Genomic DNA, 21,489 nt, shown 5'->3' with positions numbered 1-21,489 from the left:
CGACGATTCGCGTGTAATCCTCTTGATCGGGTTCTTCGATCGTGACGGGAAACGCGGCGAGATTCAGGACCGCCGCCCGAGTCGGGGTGTAAACCTGGGCCACGGTGCGGACGGTCGCCGCCAGGGCGGGAAGCGCCAGCAATACAATCGCCATTATCGCCAAACAGAATGAACGCCGGATCATCGGCCTCTCCTTTCCCGGTTCGGCCTATTTGAAACGATCGGTGATGGTACGGTCAAGGAGCGATTTCATTTAACCCGGCGGCGTTTCGCGCGATCAAATACTGATTGATTTGCCCCGGAGATTCTGTCACTTTGACGGCAATTCCAGAGCGAACTACGGTTATCCGGTGGAGGAAGCGTGCGCAAAACGTTGGTCATCACCGCGATTTTGATCGCCTGCCTGGCGTTCGGCGGTTGGTTGACCTATCGCTTCTGGCTGGCGCCGCCGTCGGCGGAACCCCGGCCGGATACCGAAACCACGCCCGATGCGGCAACGGGAATTGAAAAAGAATGCCGGCTGGCTTGCAACCGGCTCGAAATCTGCCGCCATCCGCTCGCCGGCCCGGACTGCCCGGCTTATTGCGCGAAAAACTGGGAAAAGAACCAGGTCACCTGCATCGAGCGCGCCGCCTGCGACGAGGTGAACAACATCTGTCTGTTCGCGGCCGGTGATACCGATTGCGCAGACGCCTGCGACAAGGCGCTGCAATGCGGCCTGGTGCAGAATGCCGAGGGCTGCCTGGCGGAATGCTGGCAGGAATGGAGCGAGGACTTGCGCGCCTGCCTGGTGGCGACCTCCTGCGACGAAGTGGAAGCCGTGTGTCTGCCGGCGATCGATGCCGGCTCGTGCGGCATTTTCTGCGAGCGCCTGAACGAGTGCGCGCTGGTCGATTTCATCGATGACGCCGATTGCCTCGACTACTGCCTGACGTTGGACGATACGACCCTGCGCCAGTGCGTGTTGCAAACCTCCTGCGAACTGATCGAACCCGTCTGCCTGTCCGAGGATTTCAACCCGGAATGCCTGTCGGCCTGCACCCGCCTGGAGCGTTGCGGTGCGTTGGGCGATATCCCGGCCGACACCTGTCCGGCGGTCTGCCTGGCGGAGTGGGACGAGGAGACGATCGCCTGTCTGCTGGAAAGCGCCTGCGAAGCGATCGGCCCCGAATGCCTCGGTCGCCCCGATCCGGTGTGCGTCGAGATTTGCGGCAAGCTGACCGAGTGTCAGATGGAAGCGGATATCGCCGATTGCTCGGTGGTCTGCTCGACCTCGCTGGACGACGAAACCCGCCAGTGCATTCTGGATGCCGCCTGCGAGGAAATCGATTCGGTGTGCTTTACCACGCCGCCGGACCTGTGCGATCTGGCGTGCACCAAGGCGGTTTCCTGTCAGTTGGACGAAGATTACGCGGCCTGTTACGAATCGTGTCAGACCGGTTTCGAGGTCGAGTTGATCGGCTGTATTCTGGCGTTTCCGTGCGAAAAAATCGGTGAGAATTGTCTGCACTGACCGCCGGCGGGTTGAAGGTTGATTCGAAGCGGATTATGATCGCCACGCCTTGAAACACCGCCAAACGCGAAGCACTTTTTGAGGGGGATTGCCATGAAGAACGTGCGCGTCGGCATGATCGGCACCGGCTGGATTTCCGAGGTTCACGCGCGGGCGTTCCACACCATTCCCGGCGTGGAACTCGTTTGCCAGCACAGCCTGGACCCGATCCGCGGCAAGATGTTTCACGACCAGTACGGCGTCGCCGAATTTCACGACGCCTTCGAACCGATGCTCAACCGCAAGGATGTCGACGTCTTCACCGTGGCGCTGCCGAACTGGCTGCATTTTCCCTTCGCCAAGCAGGTGCTCGCGGCCGGCAAACACGTCATCGTCGAGAAGCCGCTCTGCCTGCGCCTGGAAGAAGCCGACGAACTGCTGGACCTCGCGAAAAAGAACGGGCTGGTCATCGGCTATGCCGAGGAGCTTTGCTATGTGCCGAAGTACACCCACGTCAAGCGCGTCGCCGACGCGGGCGGTTTGGGCCAGGTGTTTCTGGCCCGGCAACATGAAAAGCACGGCGGGCCGTATTCGCCCTGGTTCTTCCAGGCCAAGGAAGCGGGCGGCGGCATCCTAATGGACATGGGCTGCCACGCGATCGAGTGTTGCCGCTGGATTCTGGGCAAACCGGCGGTCAAATCGGTGTATTGCCAGGCGGATTTGTTCGCATACAAGCAGATCACGAAGCTCGACGATCACATCATGATGATCATCGAATTTACCACCGGACAGGTGGCCGAGATCGAATCCTCGTGGACTTTGCGCGGCGGCATGACCTCCTGGGTGGAGATTCAGGGCACGGAAGGCGTGGCGTATGCCGAGCTATTGCAGAACGGCAACGGCGTGCGCATTTTTTCCGAAAACGGCTACACCCTGAACGATTTCGTGGAAGGCAACACCAAGGGCTGGCATTATCCGGATGTCGAATGGCTCTGGATCAACGGCTATCCGCAGGAAATGCAGGATTTCATCACCTGCATCCGCGAGGGCGGCACGCCGGTCGAATCGGGCGCGGACGGTCGCGCGGTGTTGGAAATCATGATCGCCGGCTACTTGTCGGCGGCCACCGGGCGCAAGGTGGAATTCCCGTTCCGGGATCCGGGCGGTTATCAGGTGCCGGTGGATTTGTGGCTGAAGGCGCGCGGCGAATAATCCCGGCGCCGGCAGGGCTTTCCCGCTGAAACCTCATCGGCAAGGGACGGCTCCCTTGCCGCTGTTTTTTCGGCCGAGGAGCGCGGATTGGCGAAGCAGTCATACTATTTGGGCCTCGACAGCGGCGGCAGTAAAACCGAAGTGGTGATTCTGGGCGCCGACGGCGCGCGGCGGGCGGGACTGGTCGGCGAGGCCATTCGCCTGGCGGCGCGGCGCGCGACGCCGGCCAATCTCCTGGTGGCGCGAAAACTCATCGACGCGGCACTGGCGCAGGCGCGGCTGATCCGGCAGGAGATCGCCTTTTTTGGCTTCGGCATGTGCGGCGCCGATTTCGACGACGAAATCCCCACGCAAAAAAAATCGCTTTGTCGCGGCCTGGGCATCGATCCGGCGCGGGCGGCGCTGGTCAACGACGGCGTGGTGGCGCTCTGGGGCGGCAGCGCGGCCGAACGCGCTGCGATCCTGCAACTCGGCACCGCCTTTACCGCCGCCTATCGCCGCGGGCTGGGCACCGAAATGCCGTTCGACCACCTGAACGCCGGCATCGTGATCGACGTGCGCCGCCGGATTCTGGCCGCGTGCGCGCGGGTCTGGGACGGCCGGCTGCCGCCGTCGATTCTGCCCGATCTGGCGGGGCGCCACTTCGGCGTAGCCGATCCGGTCGACCTGGCCCGGCGGGCGACGCGCAACACGCTGGACCGCTGGAAGGTGCGCACCGTCATCCAGCCCTGGCGCGAGGCGATCGAGCGGGGCGACCGGGTGGCCCGGCAAATCGCCGACGACGCGGCGGAGGTCTACGCCGGCGACTTGCGGTACCTGTTGAAAAAAATCGGCGGGCGCGACGCTGACGTCGTGATGGGCGGCGGTTTGCTGCTCAACGGCCCGCGCTATTTCTACGATCGCATCGCCTCCCTGGTGCGCCGGCGCTATCCGCAGGCTTCGATTCATCTGCCCGTCCATTCGCCAGGCACGGGCGCGGCGATCATGGCGGCTTTTTACGACGGCCGGGAGGCGGGGAAACTTTTCCGGCGGGTCCGGCGGATCGGCCCGCCGAACGCGGAGTGAGTCATGAGCGTGCAAACCGGACCGATCCGCCTGGGCATCTGCGGCGCGGGTAAGATCGTCGAGACGCATCTGGCGGCCCTGGCGCGGCTGAACGGTTTCCGGGTTGTCGCCGTTTCCAGCCGCACGCTGAAATCGGCACGCGCGCTGGCCGAGCGGTTCGGCATCGGTCAGGCCTACGGCGATCACCGCCGGGTCGTCGAATCGCCCGAGGTGGATCTGGTGCTGATCGCCGTGCCCAACTATCAGCACGCGGCGTTGAGCATCGCGGCGTTGCGCGCGGGGAAGCACGTTCTGGTAGAGAAACCGCTGGCGGCGACGGTCGGCGAAGCGCGGGAAATGGTGCGCGCCGCCAAACGGGCGGGGCGGTGGCTGTTCTATGCCGAGCAGTTGCCGCTGGCGCCGAAATCGCAGGCGGTCGCGCGAGCGGCGCAAGCGGGCCTGATCGGCGATATCTACATGGTGCGCCAGATCGAACGGCACGCCGGTCCGCATTCGCCGTGGTTTTTTAAAAAAGAATTCGCCGCGGGCGGCGTGCTGATGGATCTGGGCTGCCACTCCATTTCCACGGTGCTGGACATCCTGCCCGGCCGCCGCGTCGAAAGCGTTTCGGCCGTCACCCGCCAGTTCGTCCACCGGCACGGCGACGTCGAGGATTTCGCGCTGCTCCAGATGCGTTTCGCGGGCGGCATCGTGGGAGTGGTCGAGGACAATTGGTGCCATCCGGGCGGCATGGATTGCCTCACCGAGGTTTTCGGCAATCGCGGCAGCATTTGCGCCGACTTGAAAAAAGGTTCGGGGCTGCGCGTCTACAGCGAAAAGGGTTCGTGGACCGATCCGGCGGCGGGGCCGGGCGGCTGGCAATTTCCGCAAACCGACCCACTGCTCGATAATGGCTATCTGGCGCAATTCGCGGCGGTCGAAAACACGCTGCGAACCGGAGCACCGGCGCCGCAAACCGGCGTCGAGGGGCTGCGCGTGATGCGCATCATGGAAGCGGCTTATCGCTCGGCCGCGAAAGACGGCCGACCGGTACGCGTGTCGCTGTAAATCGACGGGTTAACGGGAGACGATCTCGATGGAGGCGCGGAACGCCCGTTCTTCGCCGGGCGGCAGCGAGAGCATGCCGAATTTTTTATCGAAGGGCTCCTGAACGACCGCGTCATCCATTCCCTGCCAAGGTTCGATGCAGATGAACGGCGCGCCGGCGTCCGACCAGAGGCCCAGGTGCGGGTAATCGGGGAAACCGACGCGGACGCCGAACGATTCGTCCGGGTCGAGCAGCTCGACGACACGGCGTTCCGGTGGCGTCGCGGTCAGGTCGAACATGTAGGTGCGGTCCAACTCCGATTCGGTAAACGGGAAATCGCCGGCGAACGACACGGTATGCACTTCGCCGGTCAGGTAGCAGTTCGCGTCGTTCCGCAGGCGGCGCAACTCGCCGGCGGGCAGCCGCAGGTGGCATTTTTCTTTCGTTCCGTCGAAAAACGGCGTGTTGAAGCCGGGATGCCAGCCGACCTGGAAGGGCAGCGGTTTTTCATCGCGATTGACGACCCGGATCATCTGCGTCAGGCGGTTGTCCGTCAGTTCGTAAGTGACCCAGAGTTCGAAGCGCCAGGGATACAGGGCCATCGTCGCGGCGTCGGCGAGCAGGTGATAGTGCAGCACCAGGCGGTCGCCGCTGTCGGCTTTGCCCAGCAGCGCCAGCGGAGAATGGCGGACGAAGCCGTGTTGCTTTTTGAAGCGCACCGCCGTGCCGTCGGTGGTGCGGGCGCGCAAATCATGGATGCCGCCGACGATCGGGAAGAGGATCGGGGCGTGGCTTTTCCAGAATTTCGGCGGACTTTCCAGTTGGGCGTTTCGCCACAGCAGGCCGATGTCGCCGCGCGCCGGATGCCGATAGGTGAAACCGATGACTTCGGCGCCGAGGCGGCGCACCATTAATGTGGTGGACTCGTTGGTGAAGATGTCGATGTCGGGTTCGGCCAGATACCGATGCTCGTGGATCAAATCACGGCCCTCTTCGCATTTTTCGTTTCGATCGGAAACAGAATCAAATGCAAATGAATGGCCGCGGTCAACAGCGCTTCGGTGGCTTCCGCGGGGAGGCGGCTTTCGGTCAGGGCCTGGCGCAAGGTTTTCATGCGTTCGAGCCGATACAAAAAGCGCTTTTCCTCGGGCTCCAGATCGAGGGCGTTGAGCCGAATGGGAGACGCGTCGTTGTAGCGAATCGGCAGATCGAGCATCGCCGCGAATTTTTCCTCGAAGGGGAAGTTGCGGGACGAAAGCCGCGCCGCGAGGAAAACGGTCTTGACCAGTAAGATATCGCGCGGTTCGTAAATCTGCGGTTTTTTGATGTTGCGGTGGAACTCGTACCGGCCTTTTTCCCAGTTGAAAACGTCCGCCAATTTTTCGGCGATTTGCAGGTCCAGGGCTTCGAAGAGGATGTGCGTGCCGATCATCTGATGCAAGCGCAACAAGTCGCCCAGGCGCAGTTTTTGTTCCGTGGCCTCGGCGACCAATTCGGGCAAGGTCTCGGCGTCCAACACCTTTTGCCGGACGAGAATATCGCCCAACCCCAATTGTTCCAGGTACGCGGTCCGCAATTCCAGGATGCGGCCGTCCTGTAAAATCAGTTCGCGCTTCGCCGGACCGTCGCCGAGAATCAGGATTCCCGAGGGCTGCTTGTGAATCAACGTGCGGAAAATCCGCCCGGGTTGGATCTCCGCCAGATCGCCCGACAGCGGCAATTTATTGCCCGCCGCTTGAATTTCGGCCGGATGTTCCTCCACCACGGCCAGATCGCCTTTGCTCGATAAATTGGGCTTGGCATCCAGATCGCCGACCATGTAGGCGATGAGCGTAACGAGCTTCTTAAACGGTACCGGCAGGGTGACGACTTCGTCCACGGCCCAACGGTTGCGCGCCTTGAAGGCCAATAAAGTGCTTTCGAATGGGCTGAGCAGCAGGATTTTCGCCCCGGTGCGGTCGCGCGTTTCCTGGCAGAAGTCAGCGACGTTGCCGCGCGGCGTGATGGCGTTGACGACAATCAGATCGGGCGAAAAACTCTCCAACAAATCGGACGCTTCCACGATCCAGCGCAGGTGTTTCCATTGATACCCGAGCTCTTCCAGCGCCGGGACAAGCTGATCGACTTCCCGCTGATTGGGAGTCACGAGAATGATCCTTCGTGACATACGTAGACCCTCCCCACTAAGTCTGTGTGTCCTCGGATGCTTTACCAGCTTATCGACTTTTTATTTATTTGTCACGCGGGGTTGGGCGGCGCCCCGCCGGCTTGCAGCCACTTCTTGTCCACCGCGTATTCCGACGCGTCGGCGGCGTTGATTTTCCGTTGTTTGACCAAATCCTGCAAGGATTGGTCCATCAGCCGCATGCCGCTGGCGCGTTGGGTCTGGATCAACGAGGCGATCTGGAACGTCTTGTTGTCGCGAATCAGATTGGATAAAGCCGGCACGCCCAGGAGAATTTCATAGGCGGCGACCCGACCCGCGCCGTCGGCCCGGCGGATCAACACTTGGGCGATCACGCCTTTCAGGCTTTCGGAAAGGATGGTGCGGATTTGTTCCTGCTGGTTGGTCGGGAAGGCGTCGATGATCCGGTCCACGGTTTTGGCCGCGCTCGTGGTGTGCAACGTGCCGAAGACCAGGTGGCCCGTTTCCGCCGCGGTGATGGCCAGGGAAATGGTTTCCAGGTCGCGCATTTCGCCGACCAAGATGATGTCCGGGTCCTCGCGCAACGCGGCGCGCAGGGCGTCGGCGAAACTGTCGACGTTTTCGCCGATCTGCCGTTGGGTGACCAGGCAGTTTTTATTCTGGTGGACGAATTCGATCGGATCCTCGACGGTCAGGATGTGTTCCTTGCGGCTCTGGTTAATGGAATCGATCATCGCCGCCAGCGTGGTGCTCTTGCCGGAACCGGTCGGGCCCGTCACCAGCACCAGCCCCTTGCGCAGCTTACACAGGTTGACGATCGCCTCCGGGAGCTGCAAGTCCTGCGCCGAGAGGATTTTCGCTGGAATGATGCGGAACGCGCCGCTGGCGCCCTTGCGCTGCATGAACACGTTGGCGCGAAAACGGGCGACGTTGCCGAAGGAATAGACGAAATCCACCTGGCGGCGCTTTTTGAATTCCTCTTTGTTGCGTTCGTTCATCAACTCGGAGAACATCGCCAGGTTTTGCTCGTGCGACAGCGGCTGCATTTCGAGCCGCCGCAAATCGCCGTGGATGCGCAAATACGGCGGCGAACCGGCGATCACGTGCAAGTCCGAAGCGTTTTCGCGGATCATCAATTCGAAGAGTTTATCAAGCTGCGCCATGGCTTTCGCCTCCCAGGATCGTCATCACGTCATCCAGGCTGATTTGACCTTCCAGCCGCGGTTGTCGCAGGTCGGCGGCGGCCCGGCGACGGAGCGACTCGCGGACGGCGGCGACCAGATCCGCGACGGGGGCCGTCGATTTCAGCAACCCGGCCGGCAAATCGTCGGCCAACACGACCGACAAATAGAGGCACGTCGCCGGAGCCGCCGGCCGCGGGATCCGCGCGGGGCAGATCAGGCCGATTAGCGCCTCGGCCAACAGGACGCGGCTCTCGGTTTTTTCGAGCAGAAATTCAATCGTCGCCGGCGGATTGGCCAGCGGCACGACGCCCAGCACGAGCGTGCCGTCGAGCGAGAGGCGAACGGCCGCGCCCAGCACGTTCGCCCGGGTCAGATCCTCGACGATCAGCAAATCCGGTTGATAGGCTTGAGCCGTTTCCAACGCGCGCTGCCAGGCATCGGCCGATAGATCAGTCGGTTGAATCCGCAACAGCGGATCATCGGTGAACACGAGCGAACGGCCGAGAAACACGGCTTTGCGGTCCAGGGCGCCTCGTTCCTTGACCCATTGTCTGGCCAGCGCCCAGCGCGCGGCCGGATCGGCGCCGGCCAGGACGAGCAAGCCGCCGCGCGCCTGGCGCAGCCGCGCCCAGGCATCGGCCGACTCGGCGGTTTGCCGGCATTGGCCGATTTCCTTTTGCAGCGAGGGCGGCGCCGGACGGACCAGCGAAATGGCCTCGCCGCCGTCGGTGCGGATGATCGTCGCCTGGAAGTGGGTTTCCAGATCCAAATGGCGGTAGGGCAACAGGCCCAGCAGCGTTTCGTGCCGTTCCTCGCGCCGATTGATTCGTTGTTTGACCTGCCGGGCGACGACGTGCATCCAGGAAAGGCTAAGGGTGGCGGCGAGCCGGACGTCCGCGCCGTGGCGCAGGAGCACCTCGACCCGATCGTGGCGCGGAGTGAATTCCAGGCTGTCGGCGTCCTGCTCGATCGTCGTTTGCAGCAACGCTTCGACCAACAGGCGCCCCGAGGAGTCGGCGGCCAGTTCCGCGACGCGTTCGGGCGGAAACAGCGAGCTGGTCAGATCGGGCGCGAACGGCTCGGCCGCGTTCTGACGATAGACGGCTTCCAGGCAGGCGGATATTTCTTCCGGCAGGCCGACGCCGATGATGAGATGCTTGCCGGTGATCTTTTCCAATTCGTCCGCCGCGCGGCGATTCGTCGGATCCTCGACGACGACGGTCAACTCGTCACCGATCAGCAGATACGGCACCAGGCGATGCCGCCGAGCCATTTCCGCCGGCACGATCCGCGCGGCTTCCGGATCGATCAGCTCGGGTTGCAACCGCACGAAGGGGACGTTCAACTGGTGCGACAAGCCCCAATTGATGTCGTCGCGCGTCACGATGCCGAGCTTGATCAACGCCTCGCCGATCCGCAGGCCGCTGCGTTTTTGTTCTTCCAGCGCCCGTTCGATGTCGCCGGGAGTGACCATCGACGATTCCGACAGGATCGCGCCCAGCGCCCGGCCTTTCCATTGGTGGTCCATGATTTCGTCCTCGATGAGTTGGGTTCATCGTACCAAAATCGGGTCATTAGGCAATCGAATGAATCATCGTCCGCCGCCGGAGGCGGCGGATCGGCGGGCGCTCAAACCGGCGAGCCGCCGGTCGAGCCGAACAGGCCGCCGAGGCCGGCGACCGTGCCGACCAGGAAGAAAATGATCAGCAGGAACGCGAAGGCCAGGCAGCAGCAGATGGCGCTCGGCAGCAGGTAAGCCAGAATGACGCGCCCGTAAGTTTCGCGGTGGATTTTCGCGCAGCCGATGATGATGAGAACCAGGTTGTAAAGCGACGCGGCGAAAATCCCGACGATCGGAATCAGGCTCAACACGTAGCCGGTCTGGGCGTAACAAACGACCTTGAGCGTCGCGTTCAGGCCGCTTTTGCCCGCGCGGATCATCCACAGTCCGAAATGCATGAACAAGGCTTGAAACAGTACGCCCACCACCGCCGAAAACGGGGAAACCAGAACGGTCAGCGCCAGTTCCCAATTGGAACTGGTGAGATCCAGGTCGGGGATCTGGGTGTTGAACAAAGGCATGAGCCAGGTCAGTAGGCTTTTTTGCAGCCACCATTGTTGCAGCGTCGAGCAGAGAATGCCGAACATGGCGAAGGACACCGCGTACAAAAGCGGCGCGCCCAGTTTTTGGCTGGTCGGATCGAGCCGTTCCATGGTGCGCACCGGCTTGGAGAGCAGGCCGGTGAACATCTCCAGCGGGGTGGGCTCAACGGGCGGCGGCGCGGCTTCCCGGTGCGCCAGACAAACCGGCTGCCCCGATTCGTCGGCCGGCGCGCAAAGCGAACAGACGAATTGGCCGCATTGCCGGCACAGGCCTTGCGCGGGGCGGGCGTGACAGCGTTCGCACAGCGGTTCCCGGCTGACGGATTCGACCGCGGGGGGCAAGGCGGTGTCGGCCGGCGCGGTCTCACCGGAGGAGGGAGGCGGCGCCGCCTCGGTCGCCGCGTCCGGCGGCGCGGCGTCCGGCGATTGCACTTCGAAAATCTGCTGGCAGTAGGGACAGCGATAAAATCCCGCGGCCTCGGCCTGCACGGTTTTGGCGCAATGCGGACAATTGACGATCATGGTTACATCCTCTGTTGGGCGCGCTGCGCCCAGCGTAAGCAATGTTCCTTGAAGCCCACCGTGGCTTGATCGGTCAACGGGTATTGCGGCAGGTCGCCGTAGCGGTCGGCGGCCTGCATGAAATACTGGTAGGCGGCGGCGAAGTTCTGGCGAAAGTCCATTTCCAGTTCGCCCAGGTAAACCAACGCATAGCCCGCGAAGGGGCGGTCTTCCTTGGCGGTCGCGAAGGCCGACAGGTAGCCTTGCAGCGTTTGCGCGGCCTGCGCCACGTTGCCCAGCGTCTGCGCCTCGGCGTCGCGCAACCGCCGCAGGGCCTTGATGCCGGCCGGTTCCTGGCCGGTTTGATCGGTCATCATCGTCTGGCGTTGCTGGGCGATGACACCGCGCAACGCTTCCGCCCCCGCGGTGAAAGCGCCTTGCGCCTTCCACTGCGCAAAGTGTCGGAAATCGACCTCCGCCTTCAGAAAAGCCAACCACAGGCGCGCCTGCGAATTGACCAGGCTTTGCTCGAACGTTTCGATGACGCGTTCTTTTTTCGGCAGGCTGGCCGGCATTTGATCGAGCACCGGACCCAACCCGCGGACCGCCGCGACGGCGGCGCTTTCCCGCAAACCGTGGTAGGTCACCGTTTCGCCCGACCAATCGCGCGCCACGACCAGCAAATCGCCGCTCGCCGGTGAGGGTTGATCGGCCTGGGCGCGAAATTCGGCGAGCTGCAGCCGGGCGATGACCTCGACGCGGCCCAGATAGGTCCGGTCTTCGGAAACCGTGCCGACCCGCTGGTCGCGGTAACGGCTCAAGACTTGGTTGAGGTTATCGACGGCCTGATAGGGATTGTTCATCCCGCTGGCGTACAAAAAAGCCTCTTCCACCCGGGCCGTTGCCGCCAAGGCGATCGGCTGCGCGGGGTCGGGCGGATATTGCATTGTTTCGTTGTCCTGGTAGACGGCCAGGATTTTCATCAAGGCGGCGTAGGCCTGGGAAGTCCGGCCGTTGCGGCGCATCAGGTGATACAGTTCCCAGATGCCTTCCTTGCCTTTTTGGTGGCGGGGAAAGTTTTCGAAGAGGACGAGATACTGCGCCTGCAAGGCGTCCAGATCGAGCGGCACCGCCTGTTTGAGCGCCTCGAGCTTGTCCAGCGCGACTTGCAGATTCTGCGGCGATGTCGGATCGTCGGCGGCCGGCGCCGGCGCCGCGAACAGCAGGCACAGCAGGAAAAAATAAAAAGGGCCGCTGACAAACGAGCGGCCCTTGAAATGCAAGGTGCGGTAGATCATTTCGAAGTGATCTTGAATTCCGTACGCCGGTTCATTTCCCGGCCGACTTCGGTGTTATTGCTCGCGATCGGCTGATCGAAGGCATAGCCGACGGCCGTGAGGCGATTGGCCTCGATGCCGCGCTGCACCAGATAATCGCGGCAGGAATCGGCGCGCGCCTGCGACAGCTTCTGATTGAGCGCCTTGCTACCGCGGTTGTCGGTGTGGCCTTCCACGCGAATGTTCCAGGTTTTGTTGCCCTTCATCACGCCGGCGATCTCGTCAAGGATCGGGAAGCTGTCGGGATTGATCGTCGCCTTGGCCGTGGCGAAGTGGATCTTCTGCTTCAGGACGATTTCGTTGTCCTTGACCTCGATGAATTTCGGGCAACCGTCGTTTTCCTTGAGGCCCCATTCCTTCGGGCATTTGTCCACGTCGTCGGGAATGCCGTCGCCGTCGGTATCCGGGCAGCCGCCGAATTCTTTCACGCCGGCCACTTGCGGGCATTTATCCTCTGCATCGGGGATGCCGTCGCCGTCGGTGTCCGGGCAGCCGGCGAATTCTTTCAGGCCCGGCACCTCGGGGCACTTGTCGTCGACGTCCATCACGCCGTCGCCGTCCTTGTCGGGCGGAACCTGCTCGACGCAATTGCCGAGCCATTTCCGGGATTGATCGATTTGGTCTTTTACGATGCCCAGATGATCCTGGCATTTGATGTAATCGCGTTCGCTCCATTCCTGATGGGCGAAATCGAGGTGCGCCTCGGCCGAGGCGTATTCGCGGGGCGAACAAACCGGCGCGCCTTGGGCGCGGATTTCGGCCAGATCAGCCTTGTATTTTTCCATTTGCGTGGCCAGTTGGGCGCGCGTTCCGCAGCCCGCCGCCAGCAAAGCCACCAGCGCCACAAACGAAACGAGTAAAATGATCCGGCGCGGCATTATTGATTCCCTCCTTGGCCTGAATCGCCCGAGCTGTCGGAACTATCGGAGCTATCGGAACTGTCCGAGGAGTCCTGATTGTCCTCCGGTGGCAGGTCCGTCGGTTCACCCAAGGGATACTCATCGGTGATTTTCTTCGGCGGCACTTTCGGCGGCGCCGGCGGTGGCGGCGGCGTCAGGGGAGGCGGCGGGGTAACGGCCGGCGGCGTGGTCGGGGTTTTGGCCGGCGGCGTCGACGGAGTTTTCACCGGCGGCGTGGCCGGAGATTTCGGCGGAACGGGAGTGATCGGCGGGGGCGGGACGGGCGCGATGGCGCCCTGATCCTCGCGGGCCGAATACGGGAGCATCGGCGCCGCGTGAATCGTGCGGGCTTTTTGCTCAGCCAGGCCCGCCTGGGATTTCGATTTCGTCGCGAAGGTCAGCGCGGCGGCGAAATCGGATTCGTGCAATTCGCTGATCGCGTTTTGGAGGTAGTATTCAGCGCTGGCGTATTCGTAGGGCGCGAGGTAATCGGCGTGCACGCTTTTGGCCGAAAGCAGGGCGCGTTCCGCCTGTTTTACCTGATCCTCGACGGCGCAGCCGCTCATCGCCAGCGAGACAACCGCCACTACCATGCATAACAACACAATGGAGACGACCCTACGGATCATCGATGCACCCCCCTGAGGGATTATAAACTGAGTGATAATCTTCTCTTGTCCGTCGAATGCTATCAGGTTCGGGAAGAGGCTGTCAACCAAGCAGACGCAGCCACTTCTTTTTTCCGACTTTCAGCACACCCGGCCGGTCAATCGGCGCTTCCGCGTCGGTCAGCGTGTCGCCGTCCAATTTAATGCCGCCCTGTTTGACCAGCCGGCGGACCTCGCTGTTGCTTAGCTGAAACGAGGTCGCCACAATATTCGTGACGCTCGCCGGCGAAAAGGAATCCAGCCGCGCTTCCGGAATGTTTTCCAATTCCAGCGTCCGCTCGGAAAACTTGCGGCGAAAGTCTTCCAGCGCGGCGGCGGCCGCCGCCGGGCCGTGAAACCGCGCGACGACCTTCTCCGCCAGTAGTTTCTTCGCGCCCATCGGATCGGCGGCAATCTGTTTTTTGGTCGCGGCCAGTTCCTCGCCGCTTTGGCCGACGAACAGCGCGTACCAGTTTTCCATGACGGCGTCGGGAATGGACATCGTGCGGCCGAACTGGTCCTCGGGCGACATCAGCACGCCGACGTGATTGCCGAGGCTTTTCGACATTTTTTCAACGCCGTCGGTGCCCAGCAGGATCGGCATCAGCAGGGCGACCTGCGGTTCCATGCCTTGCCGTTCCATCAGGTCGCGGCCGACCAAGATATTGAATTTCTGCGCCGGGTCGCCCATCTCGATGTCGGCGTTGATGGCCACGGAGTCGTAGCCTTGCAGCACCGGGTAGCACAATTCGTGCAGCCCCAGCGGCTTGTTCTGCTCGTAGCGGACGCGGAACGTCTCGTGTTGCAGCATCTGCGCCAGGGTCACTTCCTGCAGCAGCCGTAACGTTTTGGCCAGGTCGAACGTTCCGTACCATTCGGTCTGGTAACGGACCTCGGTCCGCGCCGGGTCCAGCACCGTATAGAGCTGCTTCATATAGAGTTCGGCGTTGACGCGCACCTGCTCGTGGGTGAGCGCCTGTCGGGTGGCATCGCGCCCGGTCGGGTCGCCGATTTGCGCGGTGTAATCGCCGATGACCACGACGCCCACGTGGCCGAGATCCTGCAATTGCCGCATCTTGCCGTAGGGCACCAGGTGGCCGATGTGCACCTCGGGCGCGGTCGGATCGATGCCGACCTTGATCCGCAAGGGTCGGCCCTTGGCGAGCGCCTTGGCCACTTTTTTGCGCAGGGCGTCTTCCGGCACCGCTTCATGGATGCCGGAAAGAATCACGCGCAGGGTTTTCTCGAGGTCGAGTTCCATGAGCAAACCTCTCTGATTTCTTCGGATCGTGCAAAAGAGCCGCCAGAATAATCAAGAACCGGCGGGAATGCAAAAGGGGCGGATTTTTACTTCGCCGGTCCGTCGTTTTTCGGCGCGTTGATCGCCTGCCGGCGCTCCAAGAAGAGGGCGCCCTTGCCGTAATCGGTGTTGACCGGCACGCCCCGGCGACAGGCTTCGCATTCGCCGGACGGCACGGCGACCAGCGTACGCTCGACGGCGCAATAGACCGGGAGGTTTTCCAGTTCTTTTTCGGCGATCCGCGTAAACAGGCTGCTGACGCCGATCGGCTGGTAATGATCGCGATTGAGCCGGTCCAGAAGCGTTTTGACCTGCAGGCCGCGGTTCACGAAATCGTCGTGGATCAGCACCAGCGTCCGCGGCTTTTCCGGAATGAAACATTCTTCCTGCGAATGGCAGGGGACCGGCGGTTGATAGGAATTGGCCGACAGCACCTTGGCCAGCATCCGCGCCGTGGGCAGGCTTTCGTCGTCCGGAGTGATGATCATCTCCGGCCGCAGATGTTCCAGCGATTTGGCGAGGTGCTCCACGCATTCGGCGTAAAGGTCGAGCGCCTGATTGAATTTCTTCCAGTCGACGAACAGGCGGCAATGCTTGTCCGGATTGCCGTAGCCGTCGCCTAAAACAAAATGCCCCGGCCCGATCAGAATGCCGCGGGCGATCATGTCATTCATCAATATCTGCAGATCACGCATGATTTTCTCCGTTCATGCCTCACTTAAAAAAGCGAAAGGCCCCGAGCGGTGAAATGCCGGCCGGGACCCTGCGACGCGACGAATTATAGGAAGAATCGCCCGGTTGTCAAGAAAAGATCGATTGCTTGAGAAAAGGGCCGCTTACCGCTTGAAAAATAACGGCAAATCACGTCCGGCCCGCCGCCAGGATCCGCTCGCGCAGGCACCGCGCCGCCCGGGTGACGTCGTCGGCCTGGCTGACGGCGGTCACCACGGCGATGTGCCGCGCGCCGGCGTCCAGCACCGGTTGCAGGTTCGTCTCCTTAATGCCGCCCATAACGGTAAACGGAATGCGCAGCCGGGGCGCGATCTCGGCGATGATTTGCGGCCCGAGAAAAACCTGATGTTCCGGTTTCGTTCCGGTGGCGTAAATCGGCCCGATATTTACATAATCCGCACCGTCGCGTTCGGCTTCCAGCGCCTGGGTGGTGCTGTGCGTGCTGCGCCCGAGAATCAGTTCCGGTGCCAACCGGCGGGCGGGAATGAGCGGAAAGTCGTTTTGTCCGAGATGCACGCCATCGGCATCCACGGCAAGCGCCAGGTCGATCTGATCGTTGACGATGAACAGCACGCCGGCCTCACTGGTTTTCCGGCGGAAAGCGAGCGCCAATTCATACTTTTCTCGCATGGGCAGGTTTTTTTCACGCAGCTGGACTATCTTCACGCCGGCCGCCAGAACGCAATCCAGAATTTCCAGGCTGGAACGTCCGGCGTTGAATTCGCGGGAAATCACCGGGTAGAGATCGGATTGATTTAGAATTTCGATTCTGTTTATTTTGTCCATATTTACACACGTATAATTAAAGTGATGGTTTATGTCGTGCCGCTTCGAAACGCCTGATCGAAATCCTTCCAAACCGCTTCACGTCCGGCGGCGGTGATGGCTTTCACCACTTCTTGGGGAGAACGCTCGTCGTTGACCGCGAATTGATCGCCCGACGGCTGGGCGCCCTGGTAGCCGCCGACGTTGGTCTTGCTGCCGGCGCTCATGCGGGTGACGCCCAGCGGGATCAACCGGTCACGCAGCTCGGCGCGCTCCCGGGTGGAAACGACGATCTCGGCGTCGGGAAGCGCCAGTCGCGTGGCGACGATCATCTGTGCCAGATCGCGGTCCGTCACCGGCGAAAGAGGCGCGAAGGCGCCTGCCGCCGGGCGCAGCCGGGGGAAACTGACCGCGACCCGGCTTTGCCAGAACCGTTTGGCCAGGTAGCGGCCGTGATAGAGCACGGTCAGCGACTCGTCGCGCCAGTCGCGCAAACCCAAGAGGGCGCCGATACCCAGCCCGCGGAAGCCGGCTTCGCCGCCCAGTTCGATCGCCGCCAGCCGTTTGTCGAAATCGGCCTTGGGACCGCGGTGCAACCGCGCGTAGAGCGCCCGGTCGTAGGTTTCCTGATAGAGCGTCAGGTTGTCGACGCCGGCCTGTTCCACACGCCGGTAGTCCGCGAGCGGCATCGGAAAGACTTCGATGCCGATACCGGCGAATCGCGGGGCGATTTGCCGGACCGCGCGCTCCAGATCGTCCGCCGAAAAAGCCCGCGGCGCCTCGCCGGAAACCAGCAGAATGTGGCGGAAACCCTCGCGCCAGAGCACGTCGGCCTCGGCGACCGCCTCGTCGACGGTGGCCGTGCGCCGCTCGATGCGGTGGCTGGCGGCGAACCCGCAATAGGCGCAATCGTTGGTGCAGACGTTCGACAGGTAGAGCGGGGCATAAAGCTGTATGACTTTCCCGAACCGGTGCGCGGTCACCGCCGCCGCGGTCCGCGCCGCTTCTTCCAGCAGTTCGTCGGCGGCCGGCGAAACCAGGAGCGGCAGATCGGCGTCGTCCAGGCGCGGCTTGCGGAGCAGGGCGGCGATCTGCGCCGGCGTCGCCGCGCGTTGCGCCGCGTGGATGCGCTCCCAATCGAGCCGGTCCAGGAAAGCGGCGAAACTCATTGCGGTCCGTCCCGCAGAAAGCCGGTCAGCGGACTGGACGGCCGCGCGTGTTGCGTCGCGTCCGCCGCGCCGGCGAGGCGCGCCCGTTCGCCCGCCTCGACCCCGAGCTTGAAGGCCAGCGCCATCTGCACCGGATCGGCGGCGATGGCGATGGCCGTGTTGACGAGCACGGCGTCGGCGCCCAGCTCGATGGATTCGGCGGCGTGGCTGGGCAATCCCAGGCCGGCGTCGACGACCACGGGTACCGTGGCCTGTTCGATGATGATTTCGATCAGTTCCCGCGTTTTGACGCCGCGCGCGGAGCCGATCGGCGCGGCGAGCGGCATCACCGTGGCGCATCCGGCGTCGGCCAGGCGGCGCGCCAGAATCGGATCGGCGTTCATGTAGGGCAGCACCACGAAGCCCTCGCGCACCAGGATTTCCGCCGCTTTGAGCGTTTCCACCGGGTCGGGCAGCAGGTAGTTGGGCTCGGGCGTCACTTCCAATTTGATCCAGTTGTTGCCGGTCGCCGCGCGGGCCAGCCGCGCCAGCCGCACCGCCTCGGCCGCGTCGCGCGCTCCGGAGGTGTTGGGCAGTAGCCGGTAGCGGGTCAGGTCCAGGTGCGACAGCGTCGGATCGTCGGGGTTCTGCAGATCGACGCGCCGCAGCGCCGCGGTCACCAGTTCCGTGCCGCTGGCCGCGATCGCCGCCGCCATCAGTTCGGGATTGGCGAATTTCCCGGTGCCGACCAGGAGGCGGCTTTTAAAAACGACACCGGCGATGGTCAGGGGTTTGTGTTCCGCGGGCATCTCAACCTCCGCCGACGAAGCGCACCAGTTCGATGACGTCGCCGTCGGCCAGTTTCGTGGTGGCGTATTGGCCGGCCGCCAGCACCGTGCCGTTGTATTCGACGACCAGGTTTTGCGGCGGCACCTTCAGCGATTGCAGCAAATCGGCCAGGCTGGCGGCCTCGGCCACGGTTTGCTCTTCGCCGTTCAGTCGGATTCGTGGCATGGATCTTCTCCCAGGAGCAGGCGCAGGATCGCGTTGGCCTGGTGGTGCGCGGCGATGCCGACGCGCGGCGCCATCAAGCCCCGGCCGGGCGCCGCCGCGCTGACTCCGTCGCCGACGACGTACAGTTTCGCCATTTTCTTTTCGGTGCGGATGGCGTTGGCCGGGCCGGATCCCGCCACGCCGCTGGCCGCCACCACCGTTTTCCCCGCCCGCAGCAAGGCTTGGACCAGTTCCGCCTTGCTTTGCGGATCGTCGAAGCATTCGGCGACGATCCCGCACGCCGCGAAAACCGTTGCCGCGTTTGACGCGGTGACGCGCTGCTGGACGGGAGTGAACTCGGCGTAGGGATTGATCCGCCGCAGATTTTCGAGCAGCGCCTCGGTTTTGGGGCTGCCGAGTTGGTCGATGAAGTATTGCTGCCGATTGAGGTTGCTGGGTTCCACCAGATCGAAATCGGCCAGGACCAGTTTGCCGACGCCCGTGCGCGCCAGGGCTACCGCCACGGCGCTGCCCAACCCGCCGAGGCCGGCCACGCCGACCGCCGCCCGCTTCACCTTCTCCAGCACGCCCGGCGAATGCCGCGCGCTCAACAGCGATTCGAGTTCCGCGGCGCTGGGCCGCCGCTCGCGGGCGATCAGCACGACCGTGTCGCCGTATTGCAACGGCAAATCGTTCTGCAGCGGGAAGCCGTTGTGGACGATGAGATCCGCCTCCGGCATGGTCTGGTCGCGCAACTGCCGGACGGTGAGGCCGGCGGGCACTTCGACGAGCCGTTCGTTGAGGCGGATGACGATCATTTTTTCTCCACCGCCTTGCGGTACGTCCGGATCGCGCACAACTCGCCGCACATCGTGCAGACCTCGCGCTCGGCGTCCTCGCTGGCCTTGCGCCGGGCGCGCGCCACCGTGGGATCCAGGCACAGCGCGTACATGCGTTCCCAATCGAGGCGCTGGCGCGCCTCGCTCATCGCGCGGTCGCGCTCGACGGCCGCGGGCACGCCCTTGGCGATGTCGCCCGAATGGGCCGCGATCTTGGCGGCGATGACGCCCTGCCGCACGTCCTTCAGGTCGGGCAGGGTCAGGTGCTCGGCCGGCGTGACGTAGCAGAGAAAATCCGCGCCGGCCATGGCCGCCACCGCGCCGCCGATCGCCGCCGTGATGTGGTCGTAACCCGGGGCGACGTCGGTCGTCAGCGGCCCGAGCACGTAGAACGGCGCGCCGTCGCACAGCCGTTTCTGAATCTGCACGTTCGCCGCCACCTGATCGAGCGGCACGTGGCCGGGGCCCTCGATCATCGACTGCACGCCCGCCGCGCGGGCCCGCCGCGCCAGGTCGCCCAGCACGATCAGCTCCTCGATCTGGCCGCGGTCGGTCGCGTCGACCACCGAGCCGGGCCGTAGCGAATCGCCGAGCGACAGGGTGACGTCGTACTCGTGCGCGATGGCGAGCAGGCGGTCGTAATATTCGTACAGCGGATTCTCGGCGTCGTTTTTCTTCATCCAGGCGGCGAGGATGCTGCCGCCCCGGCTGACGATGCCCATGACGCGGCGGCTGCTGTCGAGCGCTTCGAGCGAGCGGCGCGTCGTGCCGCAGTGCACCGTGATGTAATCGATGCCGCTGGCGCATTGTTCCTGGATGGCGGCGAATAATTCGTCGACGGTGAAGTCGATCAGGTCGCGGCCCTGGGCGGCTAGCACGGCGGAGAGGTAGTAGATCGGCACGGCGCCCATCATCACCGGGCAGTCGTCAAGCAGGGCCTGGCGGATCGCGCGCAGATCGCCGCCGGTGGACAGGTCCATCACCGAATCGGCGCCGGCCTTGATGCTGACGCCCAGCTTGATTTTTTCTTCCTCGATCGAATGGTGGCTGGGGCTGGTGCCGATGTTGGCGTTGATCTTGGTGCGCAGGCCCAGGCCGATGCCCAGCGGGTGGAAGTCGCGGCGGTTGTGACGCGGAATCACGACGCGGCCGGCGGCGATCCGTTCGGCAAGCAGTTCCACGGACAGCTGTTCGTCGGCCGCGACGATTCGCACCGCTTCCGGGATTTGTCCGGCGCGGATCTGTTCGAGCAAAGTCGGCATGCGGTTCTCCTTAAAAACGAAAATCTCCCGAGGCCAAGGCGGTCGGGAGACGGTGCCGGTGAATGACGATTAAAAGCACGGTGGACATCTCCCTACGCGGGCATTACCCCGGTCAGGTTCAAGGGGTTTGTTCTCAGCGCGGCGAGACTCGCCGGCACCCCCGTTCCTGCAAACAAGTTAACATTAGCAGGAAATGATGTCCAGATAGGGTAAAAAGTGAAAATTTTCGTTAAATGAATATTGACACTTCCGATCATTTATTATATCTATAATGATAAATGGGTGGAGGCGTTTTTCGCTGAAGCAATACCATTGTTTTTGGAGGAAACATGAACAGAAATCTCTCTCTCTTAGCATTCTATTGGTAACAAGTTGTTTCTTAACACCTGTTTTTGCGTTTCAAACGATCAAGGGAGAGACCAATCCTGAGAACCAGGAACAATATTACGATTTGTTTGTTGAACGATTCGAACCAAACGGCGGTTTTGTCGAAATGTTCGAAGCATTGGCGGTGGATGGATTTGAACTACTTGACGTTTCTCCGAAAAAGCATCTATTGGCGGACTCAATTCATGCCGCTGTTCCTGATCTACGGCGAAATGATTCCCCCGGCAACGGAAACTTATCCTTCCGGCTACATTACGATGAATTACAACCATTTCCACGACCGGTCCAAAACATTCAAGGTGGATGGGGATTTTGTAACCTATCCTGCCTGCGCCATGGAACATATCGGGACGTTTGAAACGCCGAAGGTTCTCACCTCGGCGTTCGAGGCCATGGAACCGGTCGGGGTCAATGGCTTTACCAAGGCCTATTTCTTCCTCAACAATTCTT

22 protein-coding genes and 1 riboswitch are annotated in these 21,489 nt (G+C 62.7%); of the genes, 5 read left to right on the top strand and 17 right to left on the bottom strand.

Features of this window, described 5'->3' with window-relative positions:
• The coding region (locus tag GX444_13340; protein ID NLH49565.1) for a hypothetical protein at window positions 1-184 on the bottom strand (184 nt) is incomplete at its 3' end.
• 177 nt (window positions 185-361) lie between these two features.
• Here GX444_13340 and GX444_13335 point away from each other — a divergent pair.
• From GX444_13335 to GX444_13320, 4 genes are all read left to right on the top strand, one after another.
• Complete coding sequence (locus tag GX444_13335; GenBank protein ID NLH49564.1) at window positions 362-1,513, top strand: hypothetical protein; 1,152 nt, start codon at window positions 362-364, stop codon at window positions 1,511-1,513.
• A 93-nt stretch (window positions 1,514-1,606) separates the two neighbouring features.
• Complete coding sequence (locus GX444_13330; protein ID NLH49563.1) at window positions 1,607-2,704, top strand: Gfo/Idh/MocA family oxidoreductase; 1,098 nt, start codon at window positions 1,607-1,609, stop codon at window positions 2,702-2,704.
• An 87-nt stretch (window positions 2,705-2,791) separates the two neighbouring features.
• Window positions 2,792-3,769, top strand: coding sequence for a hypothetical protein (locus GX444_13325; GenBank protein ID NLH49562.1), 978 nt, complete (start codon window positions 2,792-2,794; stop codon window positions 3,767-3,769).
• A gap of 3 nt (window positions 3,770-3,772) precedes the next feature.
• Window positions 3,773-4,816, top strand: a complete 1,044-nt coding sequence (locus GX444_13320; protein NLH49561.1) for a Gfo/Idh/MocA family oxidoreductase — start codon at window positions 3,773-3,775, stop codon at window positions 4,814-4,816.
• Window positions 4,817-4,825: 9 nt separating this feature from the next.
• Here GX444_13320 and GX444_13315 read toward each other — a convergent pair whose 3' ends face one another.
• The 16 genes from GX444_13315 to thiC form a co-directional block, all read right to left on the bottom strand.
• Complete coding sequence (locus GX444_13315; protein NLH49560.1) at window positions 4,826-5,776, bottom strand: hypothetical protein; 951 nt, start codon at window positions 5,774-5,776, stop codon at window positions 4,826-4,828.
• Complete coding sequence (locus GX444_13310) at window positions 5,773-6,963, bottom strand: DUF4388 domain-containing protein (protein NLH49559.1); 1,191 nt, start codon at window positions 6,961-6,963, stop codon at window positions 5,773-5,775. The genes GX444_13315 and GX444_13310 overlap by 4 nt, the downstream gene beginning before the upstream one ends.
• 71 nt (window positions 6,964-7,034) lie before the next feature.
• Window positions 7,035-8,105 (bottom strand): type IV pilus twitching motility protein PilT, encoded by a 1,071-nt coding sequence (locus tag GX444_13305; protein NLH49558.1) that lies wholly within the window; start codon window positions 8,103-8,105, stop codon window positions 7,035-7,037.
• Window positions 8,092-9,654 carry a hypothetical protein gene (locus tag GX444_13300; GenBank protein ID NLH49557.1) on the bottom strand — a complete coding sequence of 521 codons (1,563 nt, stop codon included), beginning with the start codon at window positions 9,652-9,654 and terminating at the stop codon, window positions 8,092-8,094. The genes GX444_13305 and GX444_13300 overlap by 14 nt, the downstream gene beginning before the upstream one ends.
• 101 nt (window positions 9,655-9,755) lie before the next feature.
• Entirely contained in the window at window positions 9,756-10,751 is a 996-nt protein-coding gene (locus GX444_13295) for a hypothetical protein (protein ID NLH49556.1), read from the bottom strand.
• 2 nt (window positions 10,752-10,753) lie between these two features.
• On the bottom strand, window positions 10,754-12,028 hold the full coding sequence (locus GX444_13290) for a hypothetical protein (protein NLH49555.1): 1,275 nt from the start codon (window positions 12,026-12,028) through the stop codon (window positions 10,754-10,756).
• Window positions 12,025-12,945 carry an OmpA family protein gene (locus GX444_13285; GenBank protein NLH49554.1) on the bottom strand — a complete coding sequence of 307 codons (921 nt, stop codon included), beginning with the start codon at window positions 12,943-12,945 and terminating at the stop codon, window positions 12,025-12,027. Before GX444_13285 ends, GX444_13290 begins: the two co-directional genes overlap by 4 nt.
• On the bottom strand, window positions 12,945-13,595 hold the full coding sequence (locus GX444_13280) for a DUF4398 domain-containing protein (protein ID NLH49553.1): 651 nt from the start codon (window positions 13,593-13,595) through the stop codon (window positions 12,945-12,947). Before GX444_13280 ends, GX444_13285 begins: the two co-directional genes overlap by 1 nt.
• Window positions 13,596-13,677: 82 nt before the next feature.
• A complete protein-coding gene (locus tag GX444_13275; GenBank protein ID NLH49552.1) occupies window positions 13,678-14,874 on the bottom strand; it encodes a tyrosine--tRNA ligase in 1,197 nt (398 codons plus the stop codon).
• An 86-nt stretch (window positions 14,875-14,960) separates the two neighbouring features.
• Window positions 14,961-15,608, bottom strand: coding sequence for a hypothetical protein (locus GX444_13270; protein ID NLH49551.1), 648 nt, complete (start codon window positions 15,606-15,608; stop codon window positions 14,961-14,963).
• A gap of 166 nt (window positions 15,609-15,774) precedes the next feature.
• Window positions 15,775-16,431 carry a thiamine phosphate synthase gene (gene thiE, locus GX444_13265; protein ID NLH49550.1) on the bottom strand — a complete coding sequence of 219 codons (657 nt, stop codon included), beginning with the start codon at window positions 16,429-16,431 and terminating at the stop codon, window positions 15,775-15,777.
• Window positions 16,432-16,460: 29 nt separating this feature from the next.
• On the bottom strand, window positions 16,461-17,579 hold the full coding sequence (gene thiH / locus GX444_13260; protein NLH49549.1) for a 2-iminoacetate synthase ThiH: 1,119 nt from the start codon (window positions 17,577-17,579) through the stop codon (window positions 16,461-16,463).
• A complete protein-coding gene (locus GX444_13255; GenBank protein ID NLH49548.1) occupies window positions 17,576-18,367 on the bottom strand; it encodes a thiazole synthase in 792 nt (263 codons plus the stop codon). The genes thiH and GX444_13255 overlap by 4 nt, the downstream gene beginning before the upstream one ends.
• 1 nt (window position 18,368) lies before the next feature.
• Window positions 18,369-18,572 carry a sulfur carrier protein ThiS gene (gene thiS, locus GX444_13250; GenBank protein NLH49547.1) on the bottom strand — a complete coding sequence of 68 codons (204 nt, stop codon included), beginning with the start codon at window positions 18,570-18,572 and terminating at the stop codon, window positions 18,369-18,371.
• Window positions 18,554-19,369 (bottom strand): sulfur carrier protein ThiS adenylyltransferase ThiF, encoded by an 816-nt coding sequence (thiF, locus tag GX444_13245; GenBank protein ID NLH49546.1) that lies wholly within the window; start codon window positions 19,367-19,369, stop codon window positions 18,554-18,556. Before thiF ends, thiS begins: the two co-directional genes overlap by 19 nt.
• Complete coding sequence (gene thiC / locus GX444_13240) at window positions 19,366-20,652, bottom strand: phosphomethylpyrimidine synthase ThiC (GenBank protein NLH49545.1); 1,287 nt, start codon at window positions 20,650-20,652, stop codon at window positions 19,366-19,368. Before thiC ends, thiF begins: the two co-directional genes overlap by 4 nt.
• A 72-nt stretch (window positions 20,653-20,724) precedes the next feature.
• Window positions 20,725-20,824: riboswitch (TPP riboswitch) on the bottom strand.
• A gap of 400 nt (window positions 20,825-21,224) precedes the next feature.
• On the opposite strand from thiC, the gene GX444_13235 reads away from it, so the two are divergent.
• Window positions 21,225-21,489: hypothetical protein (locus GX444_13235; GenBank protein NLH49544.1), on the top strand; the 265-nt coding region annotated here is incomplete at its 3' end.

The sequence above is a fragment of the Myxococcales bacterium genome (genome assembly GCA_012517325.1).
GTDB lineage: Bacteria > Lernaellota > Lernaellaia > Lernaellales > Lernaellaceae > JAAYVF01.
This window is presented reverse-complemented; position numbering and strand designations above follow the sequence as displayed.